Origin of the sequence: Pseudomonas paracarnis (genome assembly GCF_904063055.1) — a bacterium.
In the GTDB taxonomy this organism is placed as follows: domain Bacteria; phylum Pseudomonadota; class Gammaproteobacteria; order Pseudomonadales; family Pseudomonadaceae; genus Aquipseudomonas; species Aquipseudomonas paracarnis.
The window spans coordinates 721,455-748,110 of the sequence record NZ_CAJFCN010000001.1 but is presented as its reverse complement, the minus strand read 5'-3'; the positions used below and the strand labels follow the sequence as shown (position 1 = coordinate 748,110).

At 58.8% G+C, this 26,656-nt stretch carries 27 protein-coding genes, 1 tRNA gene and 1 pseudogene; 9 read left to right on the top strand and 20 right to left on the bottom strand.

Going from position 1 to position 26,656, the window contains the following annotated elements; genetic code table 11:
* Nucleotides 1-91: 91 nt before the first annotated feature.
* The 5 genes from JMV15_RS03425 to dapA form a co-directional block, all read right to left on the bottom strand.
* Nucleotides 92-181: transfer RNA gene (locus JMV15_RS03425), tRNA-Ser, on the bottom strand.
* An 83-nt stretch (nucleotides 182-264) separates the two neighbouring features.
* On the bottom strand, nucleotides 265-978 hold the full coding sequence (purC, locus tag JMV15_RS03420) for a phosphoribosylaminoimidazolesuccinocarboxamide synthase (protein ID WP_005786030.1): 714 nt from the start codon (nucleotides 976-978) through the stop codon (nucleotides 265-267).
* A 27-nt stretch (nucleotides 979-1,005) separates the two neighbouring features.
* On the bottom strand, nucleotides 1,006-1,764 hold the full coding sequence (locus JMV15_RS03415) for an MBL fold metallo-hydrolase (protein ID WP_014717370.1): 759 nt from the start codon (nucleotides 1,762-1,764) through the stop codon (nucleotides 1,006-1,008).
* 4 nt (nucleotides 1,765-1,768) lie between these two features.
* Nucleotides 1,769-2,884 (bottom strand): outer membrane protein assembly factor BamC, encoded by a 1,116-nt coding sequence (gene bamC, locus JMV15_RS03410; RefSeq protein ID WP_014717369.1) that lies wholly within the window; start codon nucleotides 2,882-2,884, stop codon nucleotides 1,769-1,771.
* 17 nt (nucleotides 2,885-2,901) lie between these two features.
* Nucleotides 2,902-3,780: a 4-hydroxy-tetrahydrodipicolinate synthase gene (gene dapA, locus JMV15_RS03405; RefSeq protein WP_038449421.1), complete on the bottom strand. Its 879-nt coding sequence runs from the start codon at nucleotides 3,778-3,780 to the stop codon at nucleotides 2,902-2,904.
* A 262-nt stretch (nucleotides 3,781-4,042) separates the two neighbouring features.
* On the opposite strand from dapA, the gene JMV15_RS03400 reads away from it, so the two are divergent.
* Both JMV15_RS03400 and JMV15_RS03395 read left to right on the top strand, forming a co-directional pair.
* On the top strand, nucleotides 4,043-4,603 hold the full coding sequence (locus JMV15_RS03400) for a glycine cleavage system protein R (protein ID WP_003189463.1): 561 nt from the start codon (nucleotides 4,043-4,045) through the stop codon (nucleotides 4,601-4,603).
* 14 nt (nucleotides 4,604-4,617) lie between these two features.
* Nucleotides 4,618-5,091 carry a peroxiredoxin gene (locus JMV15_RS03395; RefSeq protein WP_014717367.1) on the top strand — a complete coding sequence of 158 codons (474 nt, stop codon included), beginning with the start codon at nucleotides 4,618-4,620 and terminating at the stop codon, nucleotides 5,089-5,091.
* A gap of 19 nt (nucleotides 5,092-5,110) precedes the next feature.
* On the opposite strand, the gene JMV15_RS03390 is transcribed toward JMV15_RS03395, so the two are convergent.
* Entirely contained in the window at nucleotides 5,111-5,350 is a 240-nt protein-coding gene (locus JMV15_RS03390) for a sulfurtransferase TusA family protein (RefSeq protein ID WP_014717366.1), read from the bottom strand.
* Nucleotides 5,351-5,445: 95 nt separating this feature from the next.
* On the opposite strand from JMV15_RS03390, the gene JMV15_RS03385 reads away from it, so the two are divergent.
* On the top strand, nucleotides 5,446-6,879 hold the full coding sequence (locus tag JMV15_RS03385) for a M48 family metalloprotease (RefSeq protein WP_003189458.1): 1,434 nt from the start codon (nucleotides 5,446-5,448) through the stop codon (nucleotides 6,877-6,879).
* 68 nt (nucleotides 6,880-6,947) lie between these two features.
* Here the strand turns inward: JMV15_RS03385 and JMV15_RS03380 are convergent, their stop codons facing one another.
* The 4 genes from JMV15_RS03380 to rpoE form a co-directional block, all read right to left on the bottom strand.
* The gene (locus JMV15_RS03380; RefSeq protein ID WP_014717365.1) at nucleotides 6,948-8,384 is read right to left on the bottom strand and encodes a DegQ family serine endoprotease; all 1,437 of its coding nucleotides are present in this window, start codon (nucleotides 8,382-8,384) and stop codon (nucleotides 6,948-6,950) included.
* Between the two features lie 233 nt (nucleotides 8,385-8,617).
* Nucleotides 8,618-9,577 carry a MucB/RseB C-terminal domain-containing protein gene (locus JMV15_RS03375; RefSeq protein WP_038449419.1) on the bottom strand — a complete coding sequence of 320 codons (960 nt, stop codon included), beginning with the start codon at nucleotides 9,575-9,577 and terminating at the stop codon, nucleotides 8,618-8,620.
* 16 nt (nucleotides 9,578-9,593) lie between these two features.
* Nucleotides 9,594-10,181: a sigma-E factor negative regulatory protein gene (locus JMV15_RS03370; protein ID WP_003189451.1), complete on the bottom strand. Its 588-nt coding sequence runs from the start codon at nucleotides 10,179-10,181 to the stop codon at nucleotides 9,594-9,596.
* Between the two features lie 32 nt (nucleotides 10,182-10,213).
* A complete protein-coding gene (rpoE, locus tag JMV15_RS03365; protein ID WP_003172477.1) occupies nucleotides 10,214-10,795 on the bottom strand; it encodes an RNA polymerase sigma factor RpoE in 582 nt (193 codons plus the stop codon).
* A 460-nt stretch (nucleotides 10,796-11,255) separates the two neighbouring features.
* Here rpoE and nadB point away from each other — a divergent pair, with 460 nt between their 5' ends.
* Nucleotides 11,256-12,863 (top strand): L-aspartate oxidase, encoded by a 1,608-nt coding sequence (gene nadB / locus JMV15_RS03360; RefSeq protein ID WP_020301035.1) that lies wholly within the window; start codon nucleotides 11,256-11,258, stop codon nucleotides 12,861-12,863.
* A 614-nt stretch (nucleotides 12,864-13,477) separates the two neighbouring features.
* Here the strand turns inward: nadB and JMV15_RS03355 are convergent.
* From JMV15_RS03355 to JMV15_RS03330, 6 genes are all read right to left on the bottom strand, one after another.
* Nucleotides 13,478-14,533 carry a hypothetical protein gene (locus tag JMV15_RS03355; RefSeq protein WP_020301034.1) on the bottom strand — a complete coding sequence of 352 codons (1,056 nt, stop codon included), beginning with the start codon at nucleotides 14,531-14,533 and terminating at the stop codon, nucleotides 13,478-13,480.
* A 105-nt stretch (nucleotides 14,534-14,638) separates the two neighbouring features.
* Nucleotides 14,639-15,055 (bottom strand): hypothetical protein, encoded by a 417-nt coding sequence (locus JMV15_RS03350; RefSeq protein ID WP_201491271.1) that lies wholly within the window; start codon nucleotides 15,053-15,055, stop codon nucleotides 14,639-14,641.
* A gap of 187 nt (nucleotides 15,056-15,242) precedes the next feature.
* Nucleotides 15,243-15,542: a hypothetical protein gene (locus JMV15_RS03345; RefSeq protein WP_120247646.1), complete on the bottom strand. Its 300-nt coding sequence runs from the start codon at nucleotides 15,540-15,542 to the stop codon at nucleotides 15,243-15,245.
* Nucleotides 15,539-16,288 (bottom strand): hypothetical protein, encoded by a 750-nt coding sequence (locus JMV15_RS03340; RefSeq protein WP_201491270.1) that lies wholly within the window; start codon nucleotides 16,286-16,288, stop codon nucleotides 15,539-15,541. The genes JMV15_RS03345 and JMV15_RS03340 overlap by 4 nt, the downstream gene beginning before the upstream one ends.
* A gap of 749 nt (nucleotides 16,289-17,037) precedes the next feature.
* Entirely contained in the window at nucleotides 17,038-17,652 is a 615-nt protein-coding gene (locus JMV15_RS03335) for a hypothetical protein (RefSeq protein ID WP_201491269.1), read from the bottom strand.
* Between the two features lie 79 nt (nucleotides 17,653-17,731).
* Nucleotides 17,732-19,174 (bottom strand): tyrosine-type recombinase/integrase, encoded by a 1,443-nt coding sequence (locus JMV15_RS03330; protein ID WP_201491268.1) that lies wholly within the window; start codon nucleotides 19,172-19,174, stop codon nucleotides 17,732-17,734.
* 43 nt (nucleotides 19,175-19,217) lie between these two features.
* Here JMV15_RS03330 and JMV15_RS03325 point away from each other — a divergent pair.
* Nucleotides 19,218-19,409: pseudogene (locus tag JMV15_RS03325) on the top strand (L-aspartate oxidase); the annotation flags it as partial.
* Here the strand turns inward: JMV15_RS03325 and JMV15_RS03320 are convergent.
* Together JMV15_RS03320 and JMV15_RS03315 are read right to left on the bottom strand one after the other, a co-directional pair.
* Nucleotides 19,378-19,824, bottom strand: coding sequence for a protein YgfX (locus tag JMV15_RS03320; protein ID WP_003189446.1), 447 nt, complete (start codon nucleotides 19,822-19,824; stop codon nucleotides 19,378-19,380). The pseudogene JMV15_RS03325 and the gene JMV15_RS03320 sit on opposite strands and share 32 nt — an antisense overlap.
* Nucleotides 19,808-20,062, bottom strand: a complete 255-nt coding sequence (locus JMV15_RS03315; RefSeq protein ID WP_014717362.1) for an FAD assembly factor SdhE — start codon at nucleotides 20,060-20,062, stop codon at nucleotides 19,808-19,810. Before JMV15_RS03315 ends, JMV15_RS03320 begins: the two co-directional genes overlap by 17 nt.
* A 139-nt stretch (nucleotides 20,063-20,201) precedes the next feature.
* Here JMV15_RS03315 and ygfZ point away from each other — a divergent pair, with 139 nt between their 5' ends.
* Nucleotides 20,202-21,143 carry a CAF17-like 4Fe-4S cluster assembly/insertion protein YgfZ gene (gene ygfZ / locus JMV15_RS03310; RefSeq protein WP_014717361.1) on the top strand — a complete coding sequence of 314 codons (942 nt, stop codon included), beginning with the start codon at nucleotides 20,202-20,204 and terminating at the stop codon, nucleotides 21,141-21,143.
* Between the two features lie 36 nt (nucleotides 21,144-21,179).
* Nucleotides 21,180-22,001 (top strand): HDOD domain-containing protein, encoded by an 822-nt coding sequence (locus JMV15_RS03305; protein WP_014717360.1) that lies wholly within the window; start codon nucleotides 21,180-21,182, stop codon nucleotides 21,999-22,001.
* On the opposite strand, the gene JMV15_RS03300 is transcribed toward JMV15_RS03305, so the two are convergent.
* Both JMV15_RS03300 and JMV15_RS03295 read right to left on the bottom strand, forming a co-directional pair.
* Nucleotides 22,002-23,387 carry a sensor histidine kinase gene (locus JMV15_RS03300; protein WP_014717359.1) on the bottom strand — a complete coding sequence of 462 codons (1,386 nt, stop codon included), beginning with the start codon at nucleotides 23,385-23,387 and terminating at the stop codon, nucleotides 22,002-22,004.
* Nucleotides 23,380-24,051, bottom strand: coding sequence for a response regulator (locus tag JMV15_RS03295; RefSeq protein ID WP_014717358.1), 672 nt, complete (start codon nucleotides 24,049-24,051; stop codon nucleotides 23,380-23,382). The genes JMV15_RS03300 and JMV15_RS03295 overlap by 8 nt, the downstream gene beginning before the upstream one ends.
* A 235-nt stretch (nucleotides 24,052-24,286) precedes the next feature.
* Here JMV15_RS03295 and JMV15_RS03290 point away from each other — a divergent pair, with 235 nt between their 5' ends.
* The gene (locus tag JMV15_RS03290; RefSeq protein WP_038449416.1) at nucleotides 24,287-25,579 is read left to right on the top strand and encodes an OprD family porin; all 1,293 of its coding nucleotides are present in this window, start codon (nucleotides 24,287-24,289) and stop codon (nucleotides 25,577-25,579) included.
* A gap of 32 nt (nucleotides 25,580-25,611) precedes the next feature.
* Nucleotides 25,612-26,595 (top strand): Bug family tripartite tricarboxylate transporter substrate binding protein, encoded by a 984-nt coding sequence (locus JMV15_RS03285; RefSeq protein ID WP_014717356.1) that lies wholly within the window; start codon nucleotides 25,612-25,614, stop codon nucleotides 26,593-26,595.
* Nucleotides 26,596-26,656 lie beyond the last annotated feature (61 nt).

The window sequence follows — 26,656 nt, the reverse complement described above, 5'->3', positions numbered from 1 at the left end:
GACTGGAAAATATCCCTGAAGCAGTCGCTGATAAAGACTGGAAATGAAAAAGCCCCGCAGCTTATTCAGCTGCGGGGCTTTTTCTATGTAATGGCGGAGAGATAGGGATTCGAACCCTAGGTACCGGTGAAGGTACAACGGATTTCGAATCCGTCCCATTCGGCCACTCTGGCATCTCTCCAACGGCGCGCATCATAACAGTGTGTTTCGCGGAAGCAAACCCCAAAGGTGATTTTTTTCCGTTCTATCAGATGCTTGCGTCGATTACAGCGGTACGCCGAGACGATTGGCGACTTCTTCGTAAGCTTCGATCACGTCACCGAGGCCCTGGCGGAAGCGGTCTTTGTCCATCTTCTTCTTGGTGTCCTTGTCCCACAGGCGGCAGCCGTCCGGGCTGAATTCGTCGCCCAGGACGATGGAGCCGTCGTGGAATACGCCGAATTCGAGCTTGAAGTCCACCAGCAACAGGCCGGCGTCGTCGAACAGCTTGGTCAGCACGTCGTTGACCTTGAGGGACAACTCCTTCATGCGCGCCAGTTGCTCAGCGGTGCCCCAGCCGAACGCCACGACGTGGGATTCGTTGATGAACGGGTCGCCCTTGGCGTCGTCCTTCAAGAACAGTTCGAACGTGTAAGGGTTGAGCTTGAGGCCCTCTTCCACGCCCAAGCGCTTGACCAGGCTGCCGGCGGCGTAGTTGCGCACGACGCATTCCACCGGGATCATGTCGAGCTTCTTGACCAGGCACTCGTTGTCGCCCAGCAGTTTGTCGAATTGGGTCGGGATACCGGCCGCTTCGAGCTTCTGCATGATGAAGGCGTTGAACTTGTTGTTCACCATGCCTTTGCGATCCAGTTGTTCGATGCGCTTGCCGTCGAACGCCGAGGTGTCGTTGCGAAACAGCAGGATCAGGCGGTTGGCGTCGTCGGTCTTGTACACCGACTTGGCTTTACCGCGGTAGAGTTCTTCACGTTTTTCCATGATGGGCTCCGCTTTGAGTAAGGTGGGCTAGGCGATGTGTCGCCAGTCGAGCCCTGAATCTTGATCGGCCAGTTGCAGCCAGTCCGGGTCGCACCCTAGGGTGTCGACAAAACATTGCCGGGCAAGCGTCGGCAGGTTGTTCTTGCTGCTGAGGTGAGCCAGGACCAGATGTTGCAGGTCTTGCCAGCCCAACTCGTACACCAGGTATGCGGCCTGGTGGTTGTTCAAATGTCCCAGCTCGCCGCCCACCCGTTGCTTGAGAAAGTAAGGGTAATGACCGCGTGCCAGCAGGTCTCGGCAGTGGTTGGACTCGATCATCAAGGCATCGAGGTCCCGGTAACCCTCCAGCACCTTGGCGCAATAAGAACCCAGGTCGGTGAGCACACCGAAGCGCCGCTCACCGTCACTGAATACGTATTGCGTCGGCTCCTGGGCATCGTGGGCAACCGCGACGACATTGATGCTCAGGGCACCGATTTGCAGTTGCTCGCCACCAGCCAGAAAACCTGCCGGCTCGATGGGTTTGCGCATCCCGCGCAACGTGCCGCGGCTCATGTACACCGGCAGATTGTAGCGCCGAGACAGTAAACCCACGCCATGCACGTGGTCGGCATGTTCGTGGGTCACTAGAATCGCGCTCAACTGCGCCGGGTGAACACCGAGGCGCAGCAGGCGTCGCTCGGTTTCTCTTAACGAGAAACCACAATCGACCAGCACATACGTGTCATCGTGGGCGACCAGCGTACCGTTCCCTTGGCTACCGCTGCCGAGAACGGCAAAACGCATCGGATCAGCCCAGGTTGTCTTGAATCACGCCCAACACTTTGCGCGCTGTTTCAGCTGGCGCGACGGTGTTGATGTTCTTCTCGACGGTGACTTGCACGCTTTCGCCCACCTTGCTCAAACGAACCTGATAACGCTCGGCACGGGTTTCGATCTCTTCCTTGGTCGGCGCGCTGCCGAACAATTTGCCGAAGAAACCTGGCTCGTCGTCCTTCTTCTCAGCCTTTTCAGCCACGTTGATGTAGTACAGGCCCAGGCTGCGGTTGATGTCTTCAACGCGCCAAGGGCCCTGCTCCAACGCGCGGCCTACACTGGCCCAGGCACGGTCTAGGTCTTCACCCAGGTTCAGCACGACGTTGCCACTGCCGTCTTCGGTGAGGCTGACGCGGCTAGGGGTGTCGTAATCACGGGCGGCGAGCAAGGATACGGAACCGCCCTTCTCGGAAATACGGCTCATGCTGGCGAGCATTTCGTCGACCAGCGCGGCGTCAACACCCGTGTTGACCGAACGTGGAGTGAAATCGACGTTGGCTGTGCTGCCTGCAGGACGCTCGGCGCTGACCACATAGACTTCGCTGGTGTTGCGCTGCACGCCTGGCTCGATGCGCACACGCACACGAGCTTCGCTGTCGGCGGCAACACCGCCCGCCAGCAGGCGCTGGGCCATGTTGGCGGACAGCTCGCGACCTTGCTGCCACGCGGTGGTGAACTCACCGGTCTGCGGGCGTTGCTGGTCGATGCTAAAACCGTTGTCCTGGAAGAACTGCACCGCCACCGGCCAGACCTCGGCAGGCGGACGCTGAGCCACGATCCAACGATTGTCGCCGCTTTTTTGCAGGCTGTAGTCGCTGGCATCGGCCACGGACATAATCGGCTGTGGGCGTGGCACTACGTACTCACCCTTGACCGTGTCGTCGGCAACGTTGCGTGGAATCGGCAGCAGCGGGTCAAGGCGCTTGGCGACATTGACATCAGGCGGCAGTTGCATCGGTTTGGTTGCTTGCGCTTCCAGGTAATCGCTGCCGCGGTCACGGAAGTAGCCTTCCGGGCCCCATACCCAACCGCAGCCACTGGTGCTGGAGATAATCAAGGCAAGTGCGGAAAGTCCGGCCAATCGCTTCATGCGTAGTGCTTCCTCAATTAAACCAGGACGCCGGACTGGCGCAGGGCCTGTCGCAGCGGTTCGTGACAGGCTTCGCTGAGGCGGGTGAGCGGCAGACGGATACCGTCCGGCATCAGGCCCATCTCAAACAGCGCCCACTTCACGGGAATAGGATTGGATTCGATAAACAGTGTCTTGTTGAGCGGCATCAGCTTCTCGTGGATCGCATGCGCGGTGGCTGCATCGCCCGCGATGGCGGCGGCACACATATCGCTCATGGCGCGCGGGGCCACGTTGGCGGTCACGGAGATGTTGCCCTTGCCACCCAGCAGGATCAGCTCGACAGCGGTGGCGTCGTCACCGGAATACACCAGGAAGTCGCTGCTCACGCCGGCCAGGATGTCCTTGGCGCGCTGCAGGTCGCCGGTGGCTTCCTTGATGCCGATGATGTTCGGCACGGTGGACAGGCGGATCACGGTCTCGGCCTTCATGTCGCACGCGGTGCGACCCGGTACGTTGTAGAGGATCTGCGGGATCTGCACGGCTTCGGCGATGGCTTTGAAGTGCTGGTACAAGCCTTCCTGGGTCGGCTTGTTGTAGTACGGAGTCACCAGCAGGCAAGCGTCGGCGCCGGCCTTCTTGGCGTTCTTGGTCAGCTCGATCGCTTCACGCGTCGAGTTGGCGCCCGTACCGGCGATCACGGCAATGCGGCCCGCTACGCGCTTGACCACGAATTCGATCACCTGGATGTGTTCTTCCACATCAAGGGTGGCCGATTCACCTGTGGTGCCGACCGCCACAATGGCGTTGGTGCCCTCTTGCAGGTGGAAGTCCACCAGTTTGCCCAGGCTGTCCCAGTCGAGACGACCTTGTGCATCCATGGGTGTGACCAGTGCCACCATACTGCCCGCAATCATGCAACCGCTCCTGCCGGAAAAAGAGAGCCGTAATGGTACTGGCGCCAAGATGCTTGTACAAGCGAAGTACCGCGTGAGGATGCGTTCTGGCGCAACTAAACGACGGGCAATGCCATCATTAGGCCAAAGCACCGCCCGAAGCGGGCTGATCACGCAATGAAAACGCCACCTCCTAGCCCTTGGCGACGCTTTTCGCTACCCTTGATCCTTTGATCGATACCGCCCACACGGCATCGACCGCTCATCGCTTTAGGAAGGCTGCATGTCCACCCCCACAGTTCGCGAACAATTCCTTGTTATCAGTGCCCTCGGCGCCAACCCCATGGAGCTGACCAACGTCCTGTGCCGCGCCAGCCATGAGAACCGCTGCGCCGTCGTGACCTCCCGCCTGACCCGCCATGGCGAGTGCAGTGCGCTGGTCCTGCAGATTTCTGGCTCCTGGGATGCCTTGGCGCGCCTGGAAACCGGCCTGCCAGGCCTGGCCAAGAAGCATGATTTCACCGTCAACGTGGTACGCAGCGCTGCCCTGGAAAACCGTCCCCAGGCCCTGCCTTACGTAGCCTATGTCAGCTCGGCCTACCGTTCGGACATCGTCAACGAGTTGTGCCAGTTCTTTATCGACCACAACGTCGAGCTGGAAAACCTGACCTGTGACACCTACCAGGCGCCACAAACCGGCGGCACCATGCTCAATGCCACCTTTACCGTGACCTTGCCGGCCGGTGTACAGATCAGTTGGTTGCGCGACCAGTTCCTGGATTTCGCCGATGCCCTGAACCTCGACGCCTTGATTGAGCCATGGCGCCCACAGAACCCAATGTAAGGAAGTACTTCTCTATGCCGGTAGCCATCGACACACCCGTGGCCGATTTCGAGGCCCAGGCCACCAGCGGCCAGACCTTCAGCCTTGCAGCCTTCAAGGGCAAGCAAGTGGTGATCTACTTTTACCCGAAGGACAGCACCCCTGGCTGCACCACCGAAGGCCAGGGTTTTCGTGACCAGTACGCCGCGTTCAAGGCCGCCAACACCGAAGTGTTCGGCGTGTCGCGTGACAGCGTGAAGTCCCACGAGAACTTCAAGGGCAAACAGGAATTTCCGTTCGAGCTGATCAGCGATAAGGACGAAGCGGTCTGCCAGCTGTTTGATGTAATCAAGTTGAAGAAGCTGTATGGCAAGGAATACCTGGGCGTGGATCGCAGCACCTTCCTGATCGACAGCCAAGGCGTCCTGCGTCAGGAATGGCGCGGCGTGAAAGTGCCGGGCCATGTTGATGCGGTTCTGGCGGCAGCGCAGGCGCTGAACAAGGCTTGATCTTGCCTCGATAAGGCCTTCAGGCCTTGCGCAACCAATAACGGTACACACCCTCGGCGGCGTCTTCATGCTCCAGGGTGTGGCCGGCCAGCTTGGCAAAGGTGCGAAAATCACGCTGGGAGCCGGCGTCGGTAGCAGTCACCTTGAGCACGGCACCACTGGCCATTTTATTGAGCTCCAGCTTGGCCTTTAGCAATGGTAAAGGGCAGTTCAGACCGCTGGCGTCGAGTTCGGCGTCACAGGCTACAGCGTCGGTCATGGTGTTACTCCAGGCAAACATTCGGGCTGCTTAGAATATCTGGTCCCAAGCTCAGTGTCCGGCTACAGTAAGCTCTTTGTCGAAAGGCTTTGTGCATGACTTTTTTGCGCCCTACCCTGCTGACGCTGGCCTGCCTGCTGGCCTCCCCGGCCTTCGCTGACGACCTGCCGTCACTTGGTGATGCCAGTTCTGCCATTGTCTCGCCGCAACAGGAATACCAACTGGGCCGCGCCTGGCTGGCCTACCTGCGCGGCCAGGTTTCGCAACTCAACGACCCGCAACTCAAGGATTACGTTGAAACCAGCGTGTACAAGCTGGTGGAGACCAGCCAGGTCAATGACCGGCGCCTGGAATTCATCCTGATCAACAGCCCACAGCTCAACGCCTTTGCGGCTCCCGGTGGGATCGTCGGGGTCAACGGCGGCCTGTTTCTCAATGCACAGACCGAAGGTGAATACGCGTCGGTACTGGCCCACGAACTGGCACACTTGTCCCAGCGCCACTTCGCCCGAGGCGTGGAAGCGCAATCACGCATGCAACTGCCGATGATGGCCGCCCTGCTTGGGGGCATTATCGCCGCTGCTGCGGGTGCCGGTGATGCCGGTATCGCCGCGATTGCCGGCTCACAAGCCGCCGCGATCCAGGAACAGCGCCGCTTCTCCCGCCAGAACGAGCAAGAGGCCGACCGCATCGGTATTCTCAACCTGGAGAAAGCCGGCTACGACCCGCGCTCCATGCCCACCATGTTCGAACGGCTGATGCGCCAATACCGCTTCGACGCCAAGCCGCCGGAATTCCTGCTGACTCACCCGGTAACCGAATCGCGTATCGCCGACACCCGCAACCGCGCCGAACAAGCCAAACCTGGCGGCAAGGAAGACAGCCTGCGCTATCAATTGATTCGCGCACGGGTGCAGCTCAAATACGAAGACACTCCAGGTCTGGCCGCCAAGCGCTTCCAGGCACAGCTGGATGAAAACCCTAAAAATGATGTAGCGCGTTATGGCCTGGCCATCGCCCAGATCAAGGGTACTCAACTCAAGGAAGCGCGGGAAAGCCTGGCGCCGTTGCTGGCCAAGGCGCCTAACGACATCACCTACAACCTGGCCCAAATCGAACTGGACATCACCAGCAACCGCATGCCGGATGCGCAGCAACGTACCGACCGCATGCTCACCCAGTACCCCAGCAACTATCCGCTGAACCAGGTGCGAGTAGACCTGCTGCTTAAACAGAACCGTACCGCCGATGCAGAAAAGGCGCTGGATGGGCTGCTCAAGTCGCGGCCGGACGATCCGGACGTGTGGTATCAGGTTGCTGAAACACGCGGTTTGTCCGGCAACATTATTGGCCTGCATCAGGCTCGCGCTGAATATTTCGCATTGGTGGGGGATTTCCAACAAGCCATCCAGCAGTTGGACTTTGCCAAGCGGCGTGCTGGCAATAACTTCCCGCTGTCCTCGCGCATCGACGCCCGTCAGCGTGAGCTGATCGAACAGGAGCGCCTGGTGAAAGGCATGATGAGCTGAACCCGTCGCCCACAAAAAAGCCCCACTGCCGTTAACCGGCAGCGGGGCTTTTTTATAGGTCTAGCGGATTACTCAGCCAGCTTGAAGGTGATGAAGCTGGCACGGCCTTGACGCAGGACGCGCATCGACACCGAGCGATTCTTCGGCAACGCCTTGGCGATGTCGGCGAACTCCTTGGTGGTATCGATTGCCTGGTTGTTCAAGTGGGTGATCACGTCACCCGGTTGCAGGCCGATCAAGGCGGCTGGGCCGTCCTGAACTTCCTTGATCACGACACCGCTTTGCAGGTCGAAGGTTTTCTTCTGTTCGGCGGTCAGTTCAACCACGGCGATACCCAGGCGGTTGCTGCTGCGCTCGGCACCTGGCTTGGCGTTGCCCAGGGCGTCCAGGGTCGCGCCTTCTTCCGGAATTGCCCCAACGGTCAGTTCGACGTTCTGGCGCTTGCCGTCACGAATCACTTCCAGCTTGGCTTTGCCGCCGGCCTTGAGCGCGCCGACCAAATGAGGCAAGTCTGCCGACATGATGATCGGCTGGCCGTTCATGCTCAGGATTACATCGCCCACTTTCAGGCCGCCTTTGGCCGCAGGGCCATTGTCCTGAATCTGCGCAACCAGGGCACCGGCCGGCTTGTCGAGACCGAAGGACTCAGCCAGGTCCTTGTTCACTTCCTGGATTACCACGCCCAACCAGCCGCGGCTGACCTTGCCGCCGCTTTTGAGCTGATTGGAGACATCCATGGCCACATCGATCGGGATCGCGAAGGACACGCCCATGAAGCCACCGGAGCGGGTGTAGATCTGCGAGTTGATCCCCACCACTTCGCCGGCCAGGTTGAACAGCGGGCCACCGGAGTTACCCGGGTTGATCGGCACGTCGGTCTGGATGAACGGTACGTAGTTCTCGTTTGGCAGGCTGCGACCGATGGCACTGACGATGCCTTGGGTAACGGTGTGGTCAAAGCCGAACGGTGAACCGATCGCGACCACCCACTGACCGGCTTTCAGGTCCTGAGACTTGCCCAGCTTAAGCACCGGCAAATCCTTGCCATCGATTTTGAGCAAAGCCACGTCGGAACGTGGATCGGTGCCAATCAGCTTGGCCTTGAGTTCACTGCGGTCGGCCAGGCGCACGAGAATCTCGTCGGCATCGGCAATCACATGGTTGTTAGTGAGGATGTAGCCGTCAGGCGAAATGATGAAGCCGGAGCCCAGGGACTGGGCTTCGCGCTGACCACCGCCACCACGGGGAGAGCGAGGTTGGGGCATCCCGCGTTCGAAGAACTCGCGCAACATGGGCGGCAAGCCTTCCAGGTCGGGCATCTGCTGGTTCGAGACTTTGCGATCCGGCAGCTTCTGCGTGGTACTGATGTTCACCACGGCAGGCGAGGCCTGCTCCACCAGCTGGGTGAAATCAGGCAGCTCGACCGCTTGCGCAGGTAAGGCCTGACCCAGCACCAGCACTGTGGCGACTATGGATAAGTAAGACTTCAAACGTGGTATCGACATACAGCTCCCGTTACGACGAGCAGGGTTAAGCGACAGGGTTCAATAAACGCCGGATACTGCGAGTGGCATTTTTGCTCCGCGAACAAACAAGGCCAGAGCCATCAAACCCTGACCTATAAAAAACATGGGAAGTTTTTGCAAGTGAAAATGCTGTCCAGAGATTTCATACGCCCAGCACCCAACGAAATTCGGGCCCAGATTGATAGACCAGGATGAACATAAGATTAACAATCTCAGGGCTTGGCGGCGGCTTTTTCACCACGCACCGACAACGCGATACGTTCAGCTGTGCCGATGGGAATTTCGCCCACCACCGTAACCATCATTTCGCCATCCACCGTATTCAATCGCCGGGATACTGCCACGGTCGGCCCAAGCTGAGCGCGGGTTTCATTTACATCAGCGCCGTTGGCTGACTCAAGAAACACCGAAAAACGCGCGAGCCCATCGTCATACATCAGGCTGTCGACGGTAGATTTCGTTTGGGGATCTTTGCGCGTAGCGCTGCTGATCCGTTGGAAACCAGGCGGTAGCCAGTCCAGATGCCACTTTTGCGTGGCAGACATGTCAGGAGATTTAGCGGCGGACATTGTTACCGGCGAACAGTCGCTGCCGGGCTGCAAGCTCTGGTCAGAAGGAGTGGCCGAAGTATCCAGGCGGGTGAACTGAAAACGCTCCAGCAACTGCCCCTGGTCATTTAGCAGCAAGGACTTGAGCGGCAGCGCAGTTTCACGGTCCAAGTGTAATTCAAACCCATAACGGTAGGGGTCACGCGGGCTGATCGACACAATCACCGCATTACGACCGGCCACACGGGATTTGCCAATGACGGCCAGATCATAGAATGAAGTGAGTTTTTTTGGATCAAGAATACGCGAGGGTGCCTCAGGCGAATGACCGAGACCGGCAACCAACGTGCCACTGACACATTGTGCCCGACCATCAACCCTGACCGCTTCTTGGGCGGAGCCGTCAAGTTGCAACAATCGTTCACGGACATGACCATCCTGGACGCGGTGCCAGATGTCATGGGTTGAAAAACTGCCGTTACGTTCGTAGACAAACGTACCTTCGAAGCTTTGCTGCTGCTCTGCACGCCCAAGTCGAGTCAGCCAGTCTTGGGCTTCATCGGCATGGGCGGATAGTGCAAACCAACTACTGAGCAAAAGCGCAAGGAGCGGTATGGCGCGCATAGGGCTCCTTAGCGAATCAGCGGTTTTCCTGGCTTGCTGCGCGAGCGTATGGCAGAGCGCTTTCAGTGCCTTTGGCGGCCGATTCCTGCGCATGTTGACGCAGGTAGCCTGGAAGGCGCTGATCTTGCCAGCCGGATTGCCCCTGAAGTACACCATTGGCCATAGGGCCGGTGGTATCGGTGCTTTCCTTGTAGCCAGCCAGCACGGCCGGGCCTTTGACTTGCGGACCGGCCATGACCGGCTGCTGAGTCTGCTGGGCCAGCTCGTTGCCTGCGATCTCGTCCTGGTTGTACAGGCGAACGCCTGCCAACACAGCAACGGTCACCGAGGCGGCCACTGCCAGACGACCCAGGCTACGCCATGGACCACGCGAGGCTTTTGCCGGAACGGCTTCATCCGCCAGTGCAGCAGAAACGGCCGCAGCAATATCCAGACGAGGGATTAGGAGATCCTTGTGCATCACCGCCCGAGCGACTTGGTAACGAGACCAGGTATCACGGGTTTCGGCGTCATCAAATGCGTTGAGCACTCGACGAAGTTCCAGTTCATCCGCTTCGTTATCCATCACTGCGGACAGCGATTCCTGCAGGGCATCACGACTCATGGCGGTTCCTCTCTTGGCTGTCGCCGCTGTCTTTAGTTTTCCTGCAACAACGGTTGCAAGGCTTTGTCGATGGCTTCTCGGGCCCGGAAAATCCGTGACCTCACAGTCCCCACCGGACATTGCATGACGCTCGCAATGTCTTCGTAACTCAGACCATCGAATTCACGTAAAGTTAACGCCGTACGCAAATCTTCTGGCAGTTGCTGAATAGTGCGATGAACGGTGCCTTCGATCTCGTCGCGCAGCAATGCACGCTCCGGCGACTCGAGATCTTTGAGGCCGTGATCACCATCGTAAAATTCTGCATCTTCTGAACTGACATCACTGTCTGGTGGGCGGCGACCGCGTGACACCAGATAGTTTTTCGCCGTGTTAATGGCGATGCGGTACAGCCACGTATAAAACGCACTGTCACCGCGGAAATTTCCAAGTGCACGGTAAGCCTTGATAAAGGCTTCCTGTGCAACGTCCTGCGCTTCATGGGTGTCGTGCACAAACCGCACGATCAACCCGAGAATTTTGTGCTGGTATTTCAGCACTAGCAGATCAAATGCTCGCTTATCACCGCGCTGTACGCGCTCGACCAGCTGCTGATCCTCTTCCTGGGTTAGCATGAACACTCCTCGTTGTACTTGAAGGAGGCTTGCATAACTAAACGATCAGGCTTGCAAACATAGACTCGGGCTTTTCGCAAAAGTTCTCCCCCTTCAAGCAAGTTTCCGGCATGCACTGATTTGGCACACACGAAAAACGCAGCACGGTCGGTGCCGGCTGCGCGAATAATCTTGTCGCCGGTTTCGTGACGCGTCCAATGCTCCCGACGGGCCAATAAACTCAACGTTTTCCCAGCTTTCGGGCAACCTGCTATTGAGTCGGGGCTTATGCAAAAAGTTCCCGTCCCGCCAACCGGCCGTTTCCCAACGCTGCGCAGCATAATCTCACAATGCCACGAAGGCGTGGCTATTGTGCCGCTCCACCCCTCTATATACTAGTGGCCCGTGTGACCCTTTGATTCGCCGATCCAGGCGTCCTGTTTGCGCCCCCCTTTGGATCGCTTTTTGCGGAATCCGTCAAATGAGCCAACAGTTTCAACACGATGTCCTCGTCATCGGCAGCGGCGCCGCCGGCTTGAGCCTGGCCCTGACCCTGCCCAGCCATTTGCGTATAGCGGTTTTGAGCAAAGGCGACCTGGCCAACGGCTCGACCTTCTGGGCCCAGGGCGGCGTGGCTGCGGTGCTGGACGACACAGACACCGTGCAATCCCACGTCGAAGACACCCTTAACGCCGGCGGTGGCCTGTGCAACGAAGACGCCGTGCGCTTCACCGTCGAGCACAGCCGGGAAGCCATCCAATGGTTGATCGACCAAGGTGTGCCCTTCACCCGCGATGAACATGCCGGCAGCGACGACGGTGGCTTTGAGTTCCACCTGACCCGCGAAGGCGGCCACAGCCATCGCCGAATCATTCACGCTGCCGATGCCACCGGGGCCGCGATTTTCAAGACCCTGCTCGATCAGGCCCGCCAACGCCCCAACATCCAATTGCTGGAGCAGCGCGTCGCCGTCGACCTGATCACCGAAAAACGCCTGGGCCTGCCGGGCGAACGCTGCCTGGGCGCCTACGTACTGAACCGCACCAGCGGTGAAGTCGATACCTATGGCGCACGCTTCACCATTCTCGCCTCGGGCGGCGCCGCCAAGGTCTACCTCTATACCAGCAACCCCGACGGTGCGTGCGGCGACGGCATTGCGATGGCCTGGCGCTCGGGCTGCCGGGTCGCCAACCTGGAGTTCAACCAATTCCACCCCACGTGCCTGTATCACCCGCAGGCCAAGAGCTTTTTGATCACCGAAGCCCTGCGCGGCGAAGGCGCACATTTGAAGCTGCCCAATGGCGAACGCTTCATGCAGCGCTTCGACCCACGCGCCGAGCTGGCACCACGCGATATCGTCGCCCGCGCCATCGACCACGAAATGAAGCGCCTGGGTATCGACTGCGTGTATCTGGACATCAGCCACAAGCCCGAAGCCTTCATCAAGACCCACTTCCCGACCGTCTACGAACGCTGCCTGACCTTCAATATCGACATCACCAAGGGCCCGATCCCCGTGGTGCCGGCCGCGCACTACACCTGCGGTGGCGTGATGGTCGATCAGCATGGCCGCACCGACGTGCCGGGCCTGTATGCCATCGGCGAAACCAGCTTCACTGGCCTGCACGGCGCCAACCGCATGGCCAGCAATTCATTGCTCGAATGCTTCGTGTATGCCCGCTCGGCGGCAGCGGACATTCTTGAGCAACTGCCGCGCATCCCGGTACCAGCCGCCCTGCCCCGCTGGGATGCGAGCCAGGTCACTGATTCGGACGAAGACGTGATCATCGCTCACAACTGGGACGAGCTGCGACGCTTCATGTGGGACTATGTGGGCATCGTGCGCACCAACAAGCGCCTGCAAAGGGCGCAACATCGGGTGCGCTTGCTGCTGGATGAGATCGACGAGTTCTACAGCAACTATCGCGTAAGCAGAGACCTGATTGAATTGAGGAACCTTGCTCAAGTAGCGGAACTGATGATCAGGTCTGCCATGAAACGTAAGGAATCTCGGGGTCTGCACTACACGTTGGACTATCCAGAGCTGCTGCCAGAGGCGAAGGATACGATCCTTACACCCGACAAATGAGGCACGTTAGGAGCCATAGCGTAGCACCATGGGGCCCCAGTTTGTAACAGCTTTGGCGCACATTTGTCCCAACGCTGAGGTCCTTATCACCTGCCCGCAAGGGTCCTTATCGTGCGCCTGAGCGAGCATGCGAGGGCCTATGGGGGTAAGCGCGCAGGTTAGTAGTTACAGGTGGTCACTCAGATTTTTGTGCCAGATCCTCATGAGGTGCCCTTGAGGCACCCATACAGCCAGAAGGCCACATGAACACCAACGCAGGCCCGTAGGCCGCGCTAAACGTGTCCATGAAGTTGTCCTAAGAGTTAAGGGATCGGTGAACCGTCAGGTTTGTGAGACCGTATTGAGTGGCAATCTCAAGGATGCCCTCATAGGATTTAGGCCAGCCTCCACCACTTGAGTCGTTGGTGGCCCCTGACTGGAGCAGGGCAAAGCAAACGGCTGCATATGGGGTCAGGTGATCGACTTGTATCTTCGTAACCACCCGTTTGTCCTTGTAGGTATAACAGAGAGTAAAACTCATGGCTGGCCTTGCCGTAACATGGTCGATGCCCAAGCATAGCAACTAAACAGCTCGCCCATGAGGCCCATTACGGACCTCATGGATACAGCGGGTGTTACGGCTTGACGACCACACGGGTGATCAGCGGAAAGTCTACGGTCTCGACCTGAAGTTTCTCAGTAGGGTCCGCTGGGTTTGCCAGCTTCAGCTTGACCTTGGCCTGAGCCATTACGTCAGCGATACCGGTGATTTCGATGTCCCAGCCCTGTACCGAGGCGTTACGGCTGGCGAGGATTGACCACACATCACCGTCGTTACCTTCACGGAACGACAGGGAGGCGAAGCCTTTAGGGAGCATGAAGACGCCACGGTTGCCATCCGAATAGAACTGGGTACGGCAGCCCAACAGGTCCTCAATATCATCTACGCCTGCACGCTGGGCAGCACGCTCAAGGATTGCCTGTTCGGTCATGTGCATCAGCAGCACGAAGTCACTCAGGGAGTTGCCCACTGAGTGGTTGATGCTCAGTGTTAGTTGGTCAATCCAATCCTCAGCACGATCACGTGGTCCAGTGCCAGCAATGGTGACTTCCTTGACCTCGACACTTGGGGACTTCAGGAGAATGTCCACGATGGTAGAGCCGCACGCTTTCTCAAAGTCCTGCATGGCCTTATCCAGCATTTGGCCGATGGAGTTGCTGGTGAAACCTGCCACCACATGAGCATCTAACAGAGTCATACGGTGCGAGAAGAACGCGGCGGTATCAGTGGGCTCCGTAAAGATCACGTCACCGGCAACAGCTTCACCCTTTGTAATGGTCGAGGTGTCGTAGATCGACTTACGTGGGTCGAACTCGACGTTGCGGTCGACCATGTTGACCAGTTGCACAGGGGTCGGCTCAGTGCCCTTAGGTCGAAACTCACACGGGATAGCATCAACGGCGTTCTGGTGCCATTCGCCACCATTAAAGAAGTCGTCAAGGACCGCAACGATACCTTCAGCGGCGACGCTGCCGTCACTGCATGGGGCGCTTGTGGATGCCTGGGTGTTGAACTGAAGGTTACCACCATTGCCCCACACGGCCTGCTCATAGGCAGTCGGTGCGCTGTAACGGTCAGTGTTCTCGCGGTGGTCGGCGGATTTGAAAGCGTTCTGTTTACGAGTAGGCATGATTGAGTATCTCCTGAAAGTTTACTTGAAGGGGTTCAACGGGACGCCAACAAGAGCCAGCGCCACCGGAGGCAAGACGGTGTGAGTCAGTAGGTTGCCCGTGAGTCATTCCCACGAGGACCATGAGGACCGGCCATTAGCGGCACGGATAGCAGCACCACGTGCACGGTATTCAGCTTCGCGGGCCTCACGCTTGGCACGGCGACGGGCGACCTCAAGGGCCGTAGGGGTCGCATAGGAAGCAACGCGCTCAGCATGGGCACGAGACTCAGCTAACTGGCGCTCACGCTCGGCTGCTGAATGGGCCTCACGAGCACGAACTGCTCGGACCACAGCGGGGAACGCATCAGCGATCAGACCAGCGTCAAGGTATTGCTTAACGATGGCCTCACGGGCCGAATCATTCTTACCTGCACCAGCGATCAGCCCAGACAGCATCACGCCTTCAGTGAAGGTACGGGTCACGCTCTGGCCTTGGACTTCAACAGTTTCGGGCGTTACGTTTTGAATGTTCAATTGCATGGTAGGTGTCTCCTAAATTCGAGACATTGATTCATGGCCCTGCCGCATAGAGGCAACGTGACCAGATGGCAAGGAGTAGCCGCACGGACCTCTCAAGGACATGATCAATATCTTCTGGGTTTGGGTTGGTGCGATCACGGGTCTGTAACTTGGCGGGGTGTGATCTTGGTGCCGATAGCGGACGGCGTTACAATAGATGGATGATGCGTTGAGCTTTCCCTAAAGGGACCTTTAAGCGTGCACGGAGTACCCCGTCGATGTGGAGCGATGGTGACCCGATGATCGACTTAACGAAGGCGCTCAGACCGGGGTGATTGGCTTCGAGGTGGGCCAGTAGGGAATCCAAATGGACCCCGCATGATGACTCGCAATAGAAGCTGTTACGGGCACGTCGATCACGCCAGATGCCACGGAGGGTCAGCAACTTCACGCGGGACGCGGGGGTGACGCACAGGGCATTGAGCTGGTCGAGGAAGGAACTGCTCATAGCTGTGCCTCCTTGCATGCACGGCCCCAGCGATCCACACGGGATGCCTGAGTGGCCTTCTTAGCTTTGGCCTGAGCGGCCTTGGCTTCAGCTACGCCGACGTTGATGGTCTCAGTATTTGCACGCAACCAGTCAAGGCCACGGGGTTTGACCCTCCAGCCTTCACGGTTGCCGAAGTCCGATGAGATCGCCACAAAGGCGCCTGATGAGAAACCTTGCTGCTTCGGTCGGATCTGACCAGTACGGCTACCAAAATCGTCACAGACGTGAACGAACATCGGCCCCTTTGCGAGAAATTCAAGAGCAAGTCGAGGCTGTTGAATACCAGCCACACGGCAAGCCTCGGTCCATGTCAGACCCGCGCCGCGAGCCTTCATGTCGAGAGTCGTAGCCTTGGGCATGTTTGCGTCCAGAAGGGCATCTTTATGGCGCAGCTCACGGACGGCACTGTTACGCATGGCGATGAACGCACGAATGACCATCAGGTAAAAGTCGGTTGAAACCCACATGGCGTATGCAATTGCGCCCTCTTCTGTTGCAAGGGTCCCGTTACCGTGGGAGACATGCAAATTTGCATCTTTGATCAGGGCAGCTTGAACAGCATTACGCCACTGACCCGGTTCCCGAACATTCAGAGTCTTGGCGATCTCGTTGAGATTCCACATTCCATCTTCGTTCGGCTTGAAGGTCTGCCCCTCAATCACGATAGGCAGCAGATCAGTTTGGTTATTGGTGCTGGCCAGCATAGTAGTGGACTCCTTTTGAGTGCCCCCTGAGTTCGCTCCCACAGGCCGACCGTCAAGGCCCCACTACGGGCATCGACTATGGCTCAAGAAGCATTCAGAAAGACTTGACGTTGATAAAAGCCCAGCGACGGGCGTAGAGGAATTCAGAACGACCGATTAGCTTAGCGGTCTGTCCCTGTTCTTGTGAGGGTTTTTAATCTGGTCATACTGGAGCACCAACGAGCCGCTACGGTCACACTTCTACAACCACGACATCGAAGGTAGACCCAAGATCTTAATGATCGACCTTAAGGTAACTCTAAGAGCATTCTCTTTAAGTTTTTATTATTTATAGAACTAAACTAATAAAACTTAATCTTAGAGTCATCTTGTAGAGATCTTTAAGTTAAAAGGCCCCTTTATACTGTGCGATCAGAGATAGGAGGCCCAAACCTATCAAGGGTCTATTCACACGAAGTGCGCAGACAGAATCGCTACAGTGGACCTGATGCTGGCCCCGCAGATCCCGTTAGGGCTGCGCTTGGTGGTCGTGGTGTCTTGGACATTGGTCTACCTGAAAGAGGTAACGTTGATCACTGGACGTACACGCCTTGCCCGCAGAGGGCCACCTTTGAGGTGACCTTGCGGCATCTTGAAAGGAAAGCAACGCTGATTTAGCCTGTCCCTCTTTGGGTGAGGGTTTTTAAATCTTCGACGAACGTGTAGCTAACACGTCAGGACTCACAACCGCTCGCATGTCCTTATCGAACCTAACGGCTGGTCTTCCCTGAAGTGACATCAAGGTAGACCTTATTGTTGACTTTCATACCGCCGCAATAAGTGAAGTACACACCTTCGCCACGATTCGTTGAGGCCATCCAGCCACCAATTTCCTTGAAGTCATCCTCAGTACAAGTGCCGTCATCTATCAATGCCCGCGCTGCTTTAGCAAATGGGTCCTTATAAATCCTATAATCGTTTGAACCTTTTACGAGAGAGTAATCTCCACTTGCATCCTCTGAAGGGTCCTTAGGGCGATCTCGGCTAAAATCTTTGCTCTGAACCCATTCAGCAAACTTCCCGTCCTTGATGCCATTAACGGCCGTACAGGCTTTATTTCCAGACTTAATGTACTCGCTGACGCCGCCAGTACAGGATGCAGAATAGGTTTTAGTAATACGCACCCACTGACCTTTACGCTCTAAGATGTCAACGCCTTCCCTGAACATAAGACGGCCTGCGACCCCACACTCTGTAGATGGGCAAGTGTGTCGATCAGTACGATCTGTGGTGACCCATAGTTTTTCCTGCCCCAGCGCATGAGCCGCAAAGACTTGAAGCACTGCACAAAGAGCGAGGCCACTGAAGAAACGTCCATTGTTCAATTGACAGCTCCGTTACTTAGTTAATGTTCCATGATGTCCGCATACTAAGCGCTCGTTGGCGACCAGCATAGATGCAGCCTTAGCTTACCAGCTTCAAAGCTTTCACCAGAGCGTCCGCCATACGGCCCACCTCAACGGCACTCCCAGCCCCGTACAGGTCATAACTGATAGACCCTGAAGCGTGACCCAAGATGGACTCAGCGGTTCCCACAGGCACCTCAGCGGCCTTCAAGGCACCGGCCAGTGAGTGACGCAATGAGTGGAAAGTCTGGGTCCGATCAGCGTTCAAGCTCAAGACATCCCGTAACGCACCATTAAGCAGGTTCGAGAACTGACCAGCGCCCAAGGTGAACAGCCGAGAGTCGGCCTTCCTGACAAACTCAAGGAACGCCTTAAGGTCGAAGCCATAGGCCCCGTCAGTCAGCGGTACGACACGTAGAGCATTCTTGGTCTTGGCTGTCTTGCCATCGTTCCTATTGATGTCGATGACCCACACAGTCCCGACCTGCTTAACGTCAGCCTTGGTCAACTGCCTGAGTTCCTCAATACGGGTCCCAGTGATCACTCCAAGGGACGACGCCCAGCGCTGCCAAGCGTCCACTGGAAGCGACTTAGCGTGAGCCATCAGGGCCTTTACCTGATCCTGAGAGAGCGCCTCACGGGAGCTGTCAGCTCCTTTAGTTGGCTTCAGGCCCTTATCGAAACTCTTATCGAGGTAGCCATTGTTCACAGCCCAATCCATGACCGTTGATAGCCGGGTCAGCAGCTTCTTAACTGTCGAAGGCTTACGGGCCTCAAGGAGCTTTTCCCTGAGGCCCTTCATGTCCTCCCGTGTGTGGCTCTTCATGTCCAAGTCACCAAGGACCGCACCGATGGCCTCACACGATGACTTCACGTCCCGCATGGTGCTGGCCTGAATGCTGTCCTTGCGTTCCTCCATGTAGAGCGCAGAGAGAGACTTAAAGGTCAGACCCGGAGAAGCATTTACAGATTGGGAGAGAAAGAGGGCTTCAGGCGTGCCACAAGGTTCATCGTTGAGGTCCTTAACGATCTCGACCAGCTTCCCTGAACGGCCCCGCATACGCTCCTGAGAGGCCTCAAGGATCTCAAGGGCCTTACTGACTGCCCGCTGCTGATTCACACTCAGAGGCAACGTTGCGGACGCCTTACGCAACGCCAAGTGATGCTCATCGTTGATCATCTCGTAAGCGACCAGTGAGCTGTCACCGTGTGCCATCGTCAAGTTGTACTCAGCGAAGTCAGTCAGGCGCGCGCGCAGTTCATCCCATGACGCCTCTGGGTTGTCCAAGTGGTAGGCCTTGAGGGTCGAAAGGATGTCGTCTGAGATGGTCATTGCGGTGGCCTTGTCGGTGGTCCTGAGTGACAGCGTGAAGAAGCCCTTAACGGTTCCTTGCGGGCGAAGGCGAAGGTAATAGCGACCAGACCGGCGATAGTGGTATGGCTTGGCGAGCGCAGTTTGTAACAGGTTTGTCCCACTTTGGGAGCGGTGGTTGACGGTCATCGGCTGAAACCCCTGTATCCATTGGGTTTAGCCTCACAGGGTCGAGTTCTACAGCAACTATAAGGTCAGCCGCGACCTGATCGAATTGCGCAACCTGGCCCAAGTGGCCGAGCTGATGATCCGGTCGGCCATGGAGCGCAAGGAAAGCCGCGGCTTGCATTACACCCTCGACTATCCACAGATGCTGCCCGAAGCCCGGGACACTATCCTGGTGCCAACCACCTACGCCGGCTGAACTTCAGGCGTACCCGCAGGCGCCGGTGCACATCGGCGGCCTGTGCATCCCTTGGCACGCAGATGGACCGCACTCGCCGTTCACCCTGCGCCCGGTAACGCAACACCACGATCAGCGGCAACGCCAGGCTGTCGGGCCGCAGTTGCACAGGGTGCCACCCGCGTGCGGCGCTCCATAATTGCCAGCCATCGTCGTCACGTCGCAGGCCACGAATCGACGAACGGTGAGTGAGCAGAATTTGCCGCGGTAACACCCAGGCACAATGAGCCAGGCATAACAGGATGCCCAGGCTTGAGTAAGGCAGGTTTAGAACCAGCAGGCTGCCCAGCGCGATCAGTTGGGCAAGCACATAGGCCGCCAGCAACAGCCGCGAGGCCTGCCAGCGGCATTCGAAACGATTACTTGGGCTGGACACGGTCCAGGATCATCCGAACCATGCGCTGCAGCTCCGGGTCTTCGGATTCGGCGCGCTCCATGAACCAGCCAAACATGTCCTGGTCTTCGCACGTAAGCAACCTGACGTAGAGGTCGCGGTCCACCTGATTGAGCGTCGCGTACACCTCTTTGGTGAAAGGCACCAGCAACACATCCAGCTCCAGCATGCCGCGACGGCTGTGCCAGTAGAGGCGATTGATTTCTACATCTTCGACCATGGAGCCCTCCTAAAATAGAGCGCAAGTATACAGCCCAGGCGACACCGGAACAGTCGGCTTTGGTCGACCGCGACGAAACTATGCATTTGCCGGACGCCCCTCTATGATGCACCCATGACTTTTTGACCTGCGATGACCCATGGCTGACTCCGCTTTTTTCTGCTCCCTGTCCCACGAAGGCGTTCTCGCCGTCCGCGGCTCTGATGCTGCCAAGTTCCTGCAGGGCCAACTGACCTGCAACCTCAATTACCTGAGTGAAACCCAGGCCAGCCTGGGCGCGCGCTGCACGCAAAAAGGCCGGATGCAGTCGAGCTTCCGCATCCTGCTGCAGGGTGATGGCGTACTCCTGGCCATGGCCACCGAGTTGCTTGAACCGCAGCTGGCAGATTTGAAAAAGTACGCGGTGTTCTCCAAATCCAAGCTCACCGACGAAAGCGCTGCCTGGGCGCGCTTCGGCCTGGCGAACGCAGACGCGGCCCTGAGCGCCCTGGGCCTCGCGCTGCCGGTCGAGACCGATAGCGTGGCGCGCAACGAAGCATTGATCGCCGTCCGCGTTTCCCCGGGCCGTGCCGAACTCTGGGTACCTGCCGAACACGCCGACGCCGTGCGCAGCCAATTGGCCGCGCAGTTGCAACAAGCTCAATTGAATGCATGGCTGCTTGGTCAGATCCGTGCCGGTATCGGCCAGGTGATGCCCCAGACGCGCGAGTTGTTCATCCCGCAGATGCTCAACCTGCAGGCCGTGGGTGGCGTCAGCTTCAAGAAAGGCTGCTACACCGGCCAGGAAATCGTCGCGCGCATGCAGTACCTGGGCAAACTCAAGCGGCGCCTGTATCGCCTGAGCCTGGAGGCCGACGAACTTCCCGAGCCAGGCACGCCGCTGTTTTCCCCCAGCCATAACAGCGCAATCGGCGAAGTGGTCATCGCGGCAAAAGCTGACCAGTCGATTGAACTTCTCGCTGTGCTGCAAGCCGAAGCTGCCGACAGTGGCGACGTGCGCTTGGGCACCTTGGAGGGCCCGGGCTTGCACCTGCTTGACCTGCCCTACCAACTGGACCGTGATCGCGAGATCCAGCGTTAATCGCCGTACTTTTTTGCAGCACCCTAGAGAGCATGAATGAACAAGCTGGCGGAAAAAGTCCAACAAGCGTTGGTAACGGCCATCGACAACGATGACCTGGTTCTGCCGACATTGCCGGAGGTGGCCCTGAAAATTCGCCAGGCCGCCGAAGACCCGGACATCAGCATCAGCCACCTGAGCAAAGTGATCAGTCGTGACACGGCCCTGTCGGCGCGCCTGATCAAAGTGGTCAACAGCCCGTTGCTACGGGCCAGCCAGGAAGTCACCGACCTGCACACCGCCATCACCCGGCTTGGTACCAACTACAGCAGCAACCTGGCCATCGGCCTGGTGATGGAGCAGATCTTTCACGCCCGCTCCGAGGTGGTCGAACAGAAAATGCGCGACGTGTGGCGCCGCAGCCTGGAGGTGGCGGGCGTGAGCTACGCCTTGTGCCGTCGCCACAGCCACCTCAAGCCAGACCAGGCGGCCCTGGGTGGCCTGGTGCATCAGATCGGCGTGCTGCCGATCCTCACCTATGCCGAGGATCACTATGAGCTGCTGGCCGACCCCGTCAGCCTCAACCACGTCATCGACAGCATCCACCCGGTGCTGGGCGACAAGCTGCTGCGGGTCTGGGACTTTCCCGAGATGCTGGTGAACGTGCCAGGCCAATACCTGGACCTGACGCGCGACTCTGCAAGCCTGGACTACGTCGACCTGGTGCAGGTCGCCGCGCTGTACTGCCACCGCGGCACCGACCATCCCCTGGGGACCGCGCCGATTGCCACATTGCCGGCCATCACGAAGTTACGCATAGACCTGCACAGCGACGCCCTGCGCAGCGAACTGGACGAAGCGCGCTCGATGTTTTACTGATCAACCCGCGATAAAACTCACGCGCACCTTAAGCCCCGCCAGCTCGCCATCATGCAGGCTGATCTGCGCCAGGTGCGCACGGCAAATCTCCCCGACAATCGCCAGCCCCAAGCCCGACCCCATGCCCTGCTGGCTGCGTCGATAAAAGCGCTCGAATACCCGGTCCCGCTCATCCAGCGGGATGCCGGGGCCGTCATCCTCCACCTCCAGCACCGCCGGGGCCGTCACGCGCAGAATCACATTGCCGCCGGGCGGGGTATGGGCCAAGGCGTTATCCACCAGGTTACTCAGCAGCTCATTCAACAGCGTCGGTTCGCCGCGCAGCCATACCGGCTCGTCGGCCTCCAGCGCCAGGGCCACGCCCCGCGCGTGGGCCAGCGGCGCCATGGCCATACCGAGCTCACGGGCCAATTGGCTTAAATCAAGCAGTTGCGCACCGCCTTCGGCAATGGCCCGGGCACCGTTTTCGATGCGGGCCAGGGACAACAATTGATTCGCCAGGTGCGTCAGGCGGTCGGTGCCCTGGGCGGCCGTTTCCAGGGTGTTGCGCCAGGTGGCGGGTTCTTCGGCACGCAAGCCCAGTTCCAGCCTGGCCTTGAGCGCCGCCAGGGGGGTGCGCAGCTCGTGGGCAGCGTCGGCAATAAACTGCGCCTGGCGCTCGAACTGCCCGCGCAGACGTTCGGTGAAATGGTTGAGTGAGCGTACCAGTGGGCCGAACTCGTCCTGAACTTCCACCAAGGGCAGGGGCCGCAGATCATCAGGCTGGCGCTCTTCCACCGCTGTACGCAGGCGTTCCAGCGGGCGCAGCGCGGCGCTCACCGCGAACCACACCAGCAATAACGCACCGATGGCGAGCATGCCCAGGCGCAACAAGGTGTCGGCCATCAGGCTGCGGGCCATGGCCACCCGGGCTTCGTCGGTCTCCGCAACACGAATTTCGGCCATGCCGTTCATGTTCGGCTCCGAGACGGCCTTGAGCAGGCTCACCACGCGCACAGGCTGGCCCAAATACATGGCGTTGTAGAACCGCGCCAAGGCCGGGTAATCGTCGGTGCGGGGCGTGCCGGGCGGCGGGCCGGGCAGGTTTTCGTAACCGGAAATCAGTTTCTGATCAATATCATTGACCTGGTAATAAATGCGCCCGGCACTGTCGTAGGCAAAAGTGTCCAGGGCCACATAGGGCACATTGGCGCTGAGGGTGCCGTCCACCTGGGTCAAACCGGCGGCAATGGTGCGTGCCGAGGCCAGCAGCGTGCGGTCATAAGCGGTGTCGGCGGCTTCGCGACCGTTCCAATAAGCGCTCATGCCGCTGGCGAGCATCAACAACACCAGCAATAACGCAAGGTTGCACAGCAAGCGCCAGCGCAGGCTGCTGGGCTTATGCATCACGGGCTTCCAGCAAATAGCCAAGGCCGCGGAAGGTGACGATGGCGATGGGTTGGCCATCGAGCTTCTTGCGCAGGCGATGCACGTAGATTTCGATGGCGTCGGGGCTGGCCTCCTCGTCCAGGCCGAATACCTGGGAAGCCAATTGCTCCTTGCTCATCACGCGCCCCGGCCGGGCGATCAAGGCTTCGAGCACCGCTTGTTCTCGGGAGGTCAAGGTCATCAGCTCGCCTGCGACCGTGAAGCGCCGAGTGTCGAGGTCGTACACCAGCACACCGCAGGTTTGCTGACGCTCGCCGCCCAACACGCTGCGCCGCAACAGTGCCTTGACCCGTGCTTCGAGTTCCGTGAGTTCAAACGGTTTAGCCAGGTAGTCATCGGCGCCCAGGTTCAGGCCGTGCACGCGGTCTTTTACATCACTGCGAGCAGTCAGCATCAGCACCGGCAGGTTTTTTCCACGTGCCCGCAAACGCGCGAGCACCTCGAAACCATCCAGGCGCGGCAGCCCTACGTCCAGGATCACCGCGGCGTATTCCTCGCTGCTCAAGGCCAGGTCCGCCGCCACGCCGTCATGCAACACATCAACGGTCAAACCCATGCTCTTGAGCGCTTGGGCGACACTTTCGGCGAGCTGCAGATGGTCTTCAACCAGGAGGACACGCATGGATTTCTACCTCGTTCAGGGGTGGTCGGCGCCACGCTTTGCCCGGCAGTTTACAGCCGCAACCTGGCCTGTGAAGCCCGAAAACATTGAAAGGCGATTGAAAGGTTAGTGAAAGCTTCGCCCTTTAGCATCCAACCACGGTGGTCTATGCCCGCCGAGTTGCCTGACCCGTAGCGCCCGAAAAACGCCTCGAAGCGTTTTCGCCAAAATAAGAACAATAACGGAGTACACCACGATGCTGTCGACCCAGCCACAGGCTTGCCCGCCTGTTCGTTCTTCCCGCCTGACCCACACCGCCCTCGCCAGTGCCGCTGCCCTTGCCGGCTTTTCGCCGCTCAGCCAGGCTGCCTTCTTCGAAGACAGTAGCGCGACCCTGGAAACCCGCAACATGTACTTCAACCGCGACTTTCGCGACGGTACCAGTGCCCAGCAATCCAAGCGCGACGAATGGGCCCAGGGCTTCATGCTCAACGTGCAATCGGGCTACACCGACGGCACCGTCGGCTTTGGCGTGGATGCGCTGGGCATGCTCGGCGTCAAGCTCGACTCCAGCCCCGACCGCACCGGCACCGGCCTGCTGCCGACCCACGATGACGGCCGCGCCGCCAACGAGTACGCCAAGCTGGGCCTGACCGGCAAAGTGAAAATCTCGGCGACTGAGCTGAAAATCGGCTCGCTGATCCCCGAACTGCCGATCCTCAAGCCCAACGACGGGCGCATCCTGCCGCAGACCTTCAACGGTGGCTTGATCACCTCCAAGGAATTCAAGAACCTGGTGTTCACCGGTGGCCGCCTGGACAAAGCCAAGGACCGCGACGACACCAACTACGAAGACATCGCGCTCAATAACAAGAACAGCCGCTTCCTCAGCGGTGCCACCGGCAAGCACTTCAACTTCGGTGGCGTCGACTACAAGTTCGCCGACAAGATCACCGGCAGCTACCACTTCGCCCAACTCGACGACGTGTATCGCCAACACTTCTTCGGCATGGTCGCATCACGCCCGATGGGCCCTGGCACTTTCGCCGCCGACCTGCGGCTGGCCATCAGCGATGACACCGGCTCGGCCCGCGGCGGCAATATCGACAACAAGTCCCTCAACGGCCTGTTCAGCTATGCCCTCAATGGCCATAAGCTCAGCGCCGGCTACCAGCACATGTCCGGCGACAGCGCCTTCCCGTATGTGGATGGCAGCGACCCGTACCTGGTCAACTTCGTGCAGATCAACGATTTTGCCGGCGCCGAAGAACGCTCCTGGCAGGCACGTTACGACTACGACTTCGCCAAGCTGGGCATTCCTGGCTTGAGTTTCATGAGCCGTTACCTCTCGGGTGACAACATCAAGCTCAAGAACGGCGAGACCGGCAAGGAGTGGGAACGCAACAGCGAGATCAAGTACGTGGTGCAAAGCGGCACGTTCAAAGATGTGGCCGTGCGCCTGCGTAACGCCACCTATCGTTCCAACTACTCGGCCCGTGATGCGGATGAAATGCGCTTGCTGGTCAGCTATAGCGTCGCACTTTGGTAGTACCCCTCATAACAACAACGATGGAGATCGCCATGACCCCTTCACTGCGTAAATTTGCCCTCGCCGCCGGCTGCATGCTGTTCGCCGGCCAACTGCTGGCCGCCGACGAACCCAAGCGTCCGGAATGCATCGCCCCGGCCTCCCCTGGCGGCGGTTTTGACCTGACCTGCAAACTGGCGCAAAGCGCGCTGGTGAACCAGAAGCTGCTGACCAAGCCGATGCGTGTGACCTACATGCCAGGCGGCGTGGGCGCGGTGGCCTACAACGCGGTCGTCGCCCAGCGCCCTGCAGATGCCGGCACGTTGGTCGCCTGGTCGAGCGGTTCGTTGCTGAACCTGGCCCAGGGCAAGTTCGGCCGTTTTGATGAAAGCGCCGTGCGCTGGTTGGCGGCAGTGGGCACCAGCTATGGCGCCATCGCGGTGAAAAGCGACTCGCCCTACAAGACCCTCGATGACCTGGTTAAAGCCCTGAAGAAAGACCCAGGCAGCGTGGTGATCGGCTCCGGCGGCACCGTCGGCAGCCAGGACTGGATGCAAACCGCGCTGATCGCCAAGGCCGCCGGGATCAACCCGCGCGAACTGCGTTACGTCGCCCTTGAGGGTGGCGGTGAAATCGCTACGGCTCTGCTGGGCGGGCACATCCAGGTGGGCAGTACCGACATCTCCGACTCCATGCCGCATATCCAGAGCGGCGATATGCGCCTGCTGGCGGTGTTCTCCGAGCAACGCCTGGATGAGCCGGAAATGAAGGACATCCCGACCGCCAAAGAGCAAGGCTACGACATCGTCTGGCCGGTGGTGCGTGGCTTCTACCTGGGGCCAAAGGTCAGCGATGCCGACTACGCCTGGTGGAAAGACGCCTTCGACAAACTGCTGGCTTCCGAGGAGTTCGCCAAGCTGCGTGACCAGCGCGAGCTGTTCCCGTTCGCCATGACGGGCCAGGAGCTGGACACCTACGTGAAGAAACAGGTGGCTGACTACAAAGTGCTGGCCAAAGAGTTCGGCCTGATCCAGTAATCGCTCCTTTTTTTGTGTAATGCCCCTGTAGGAGCGAGCTTGCTCGCTCCTACAGGGGCCT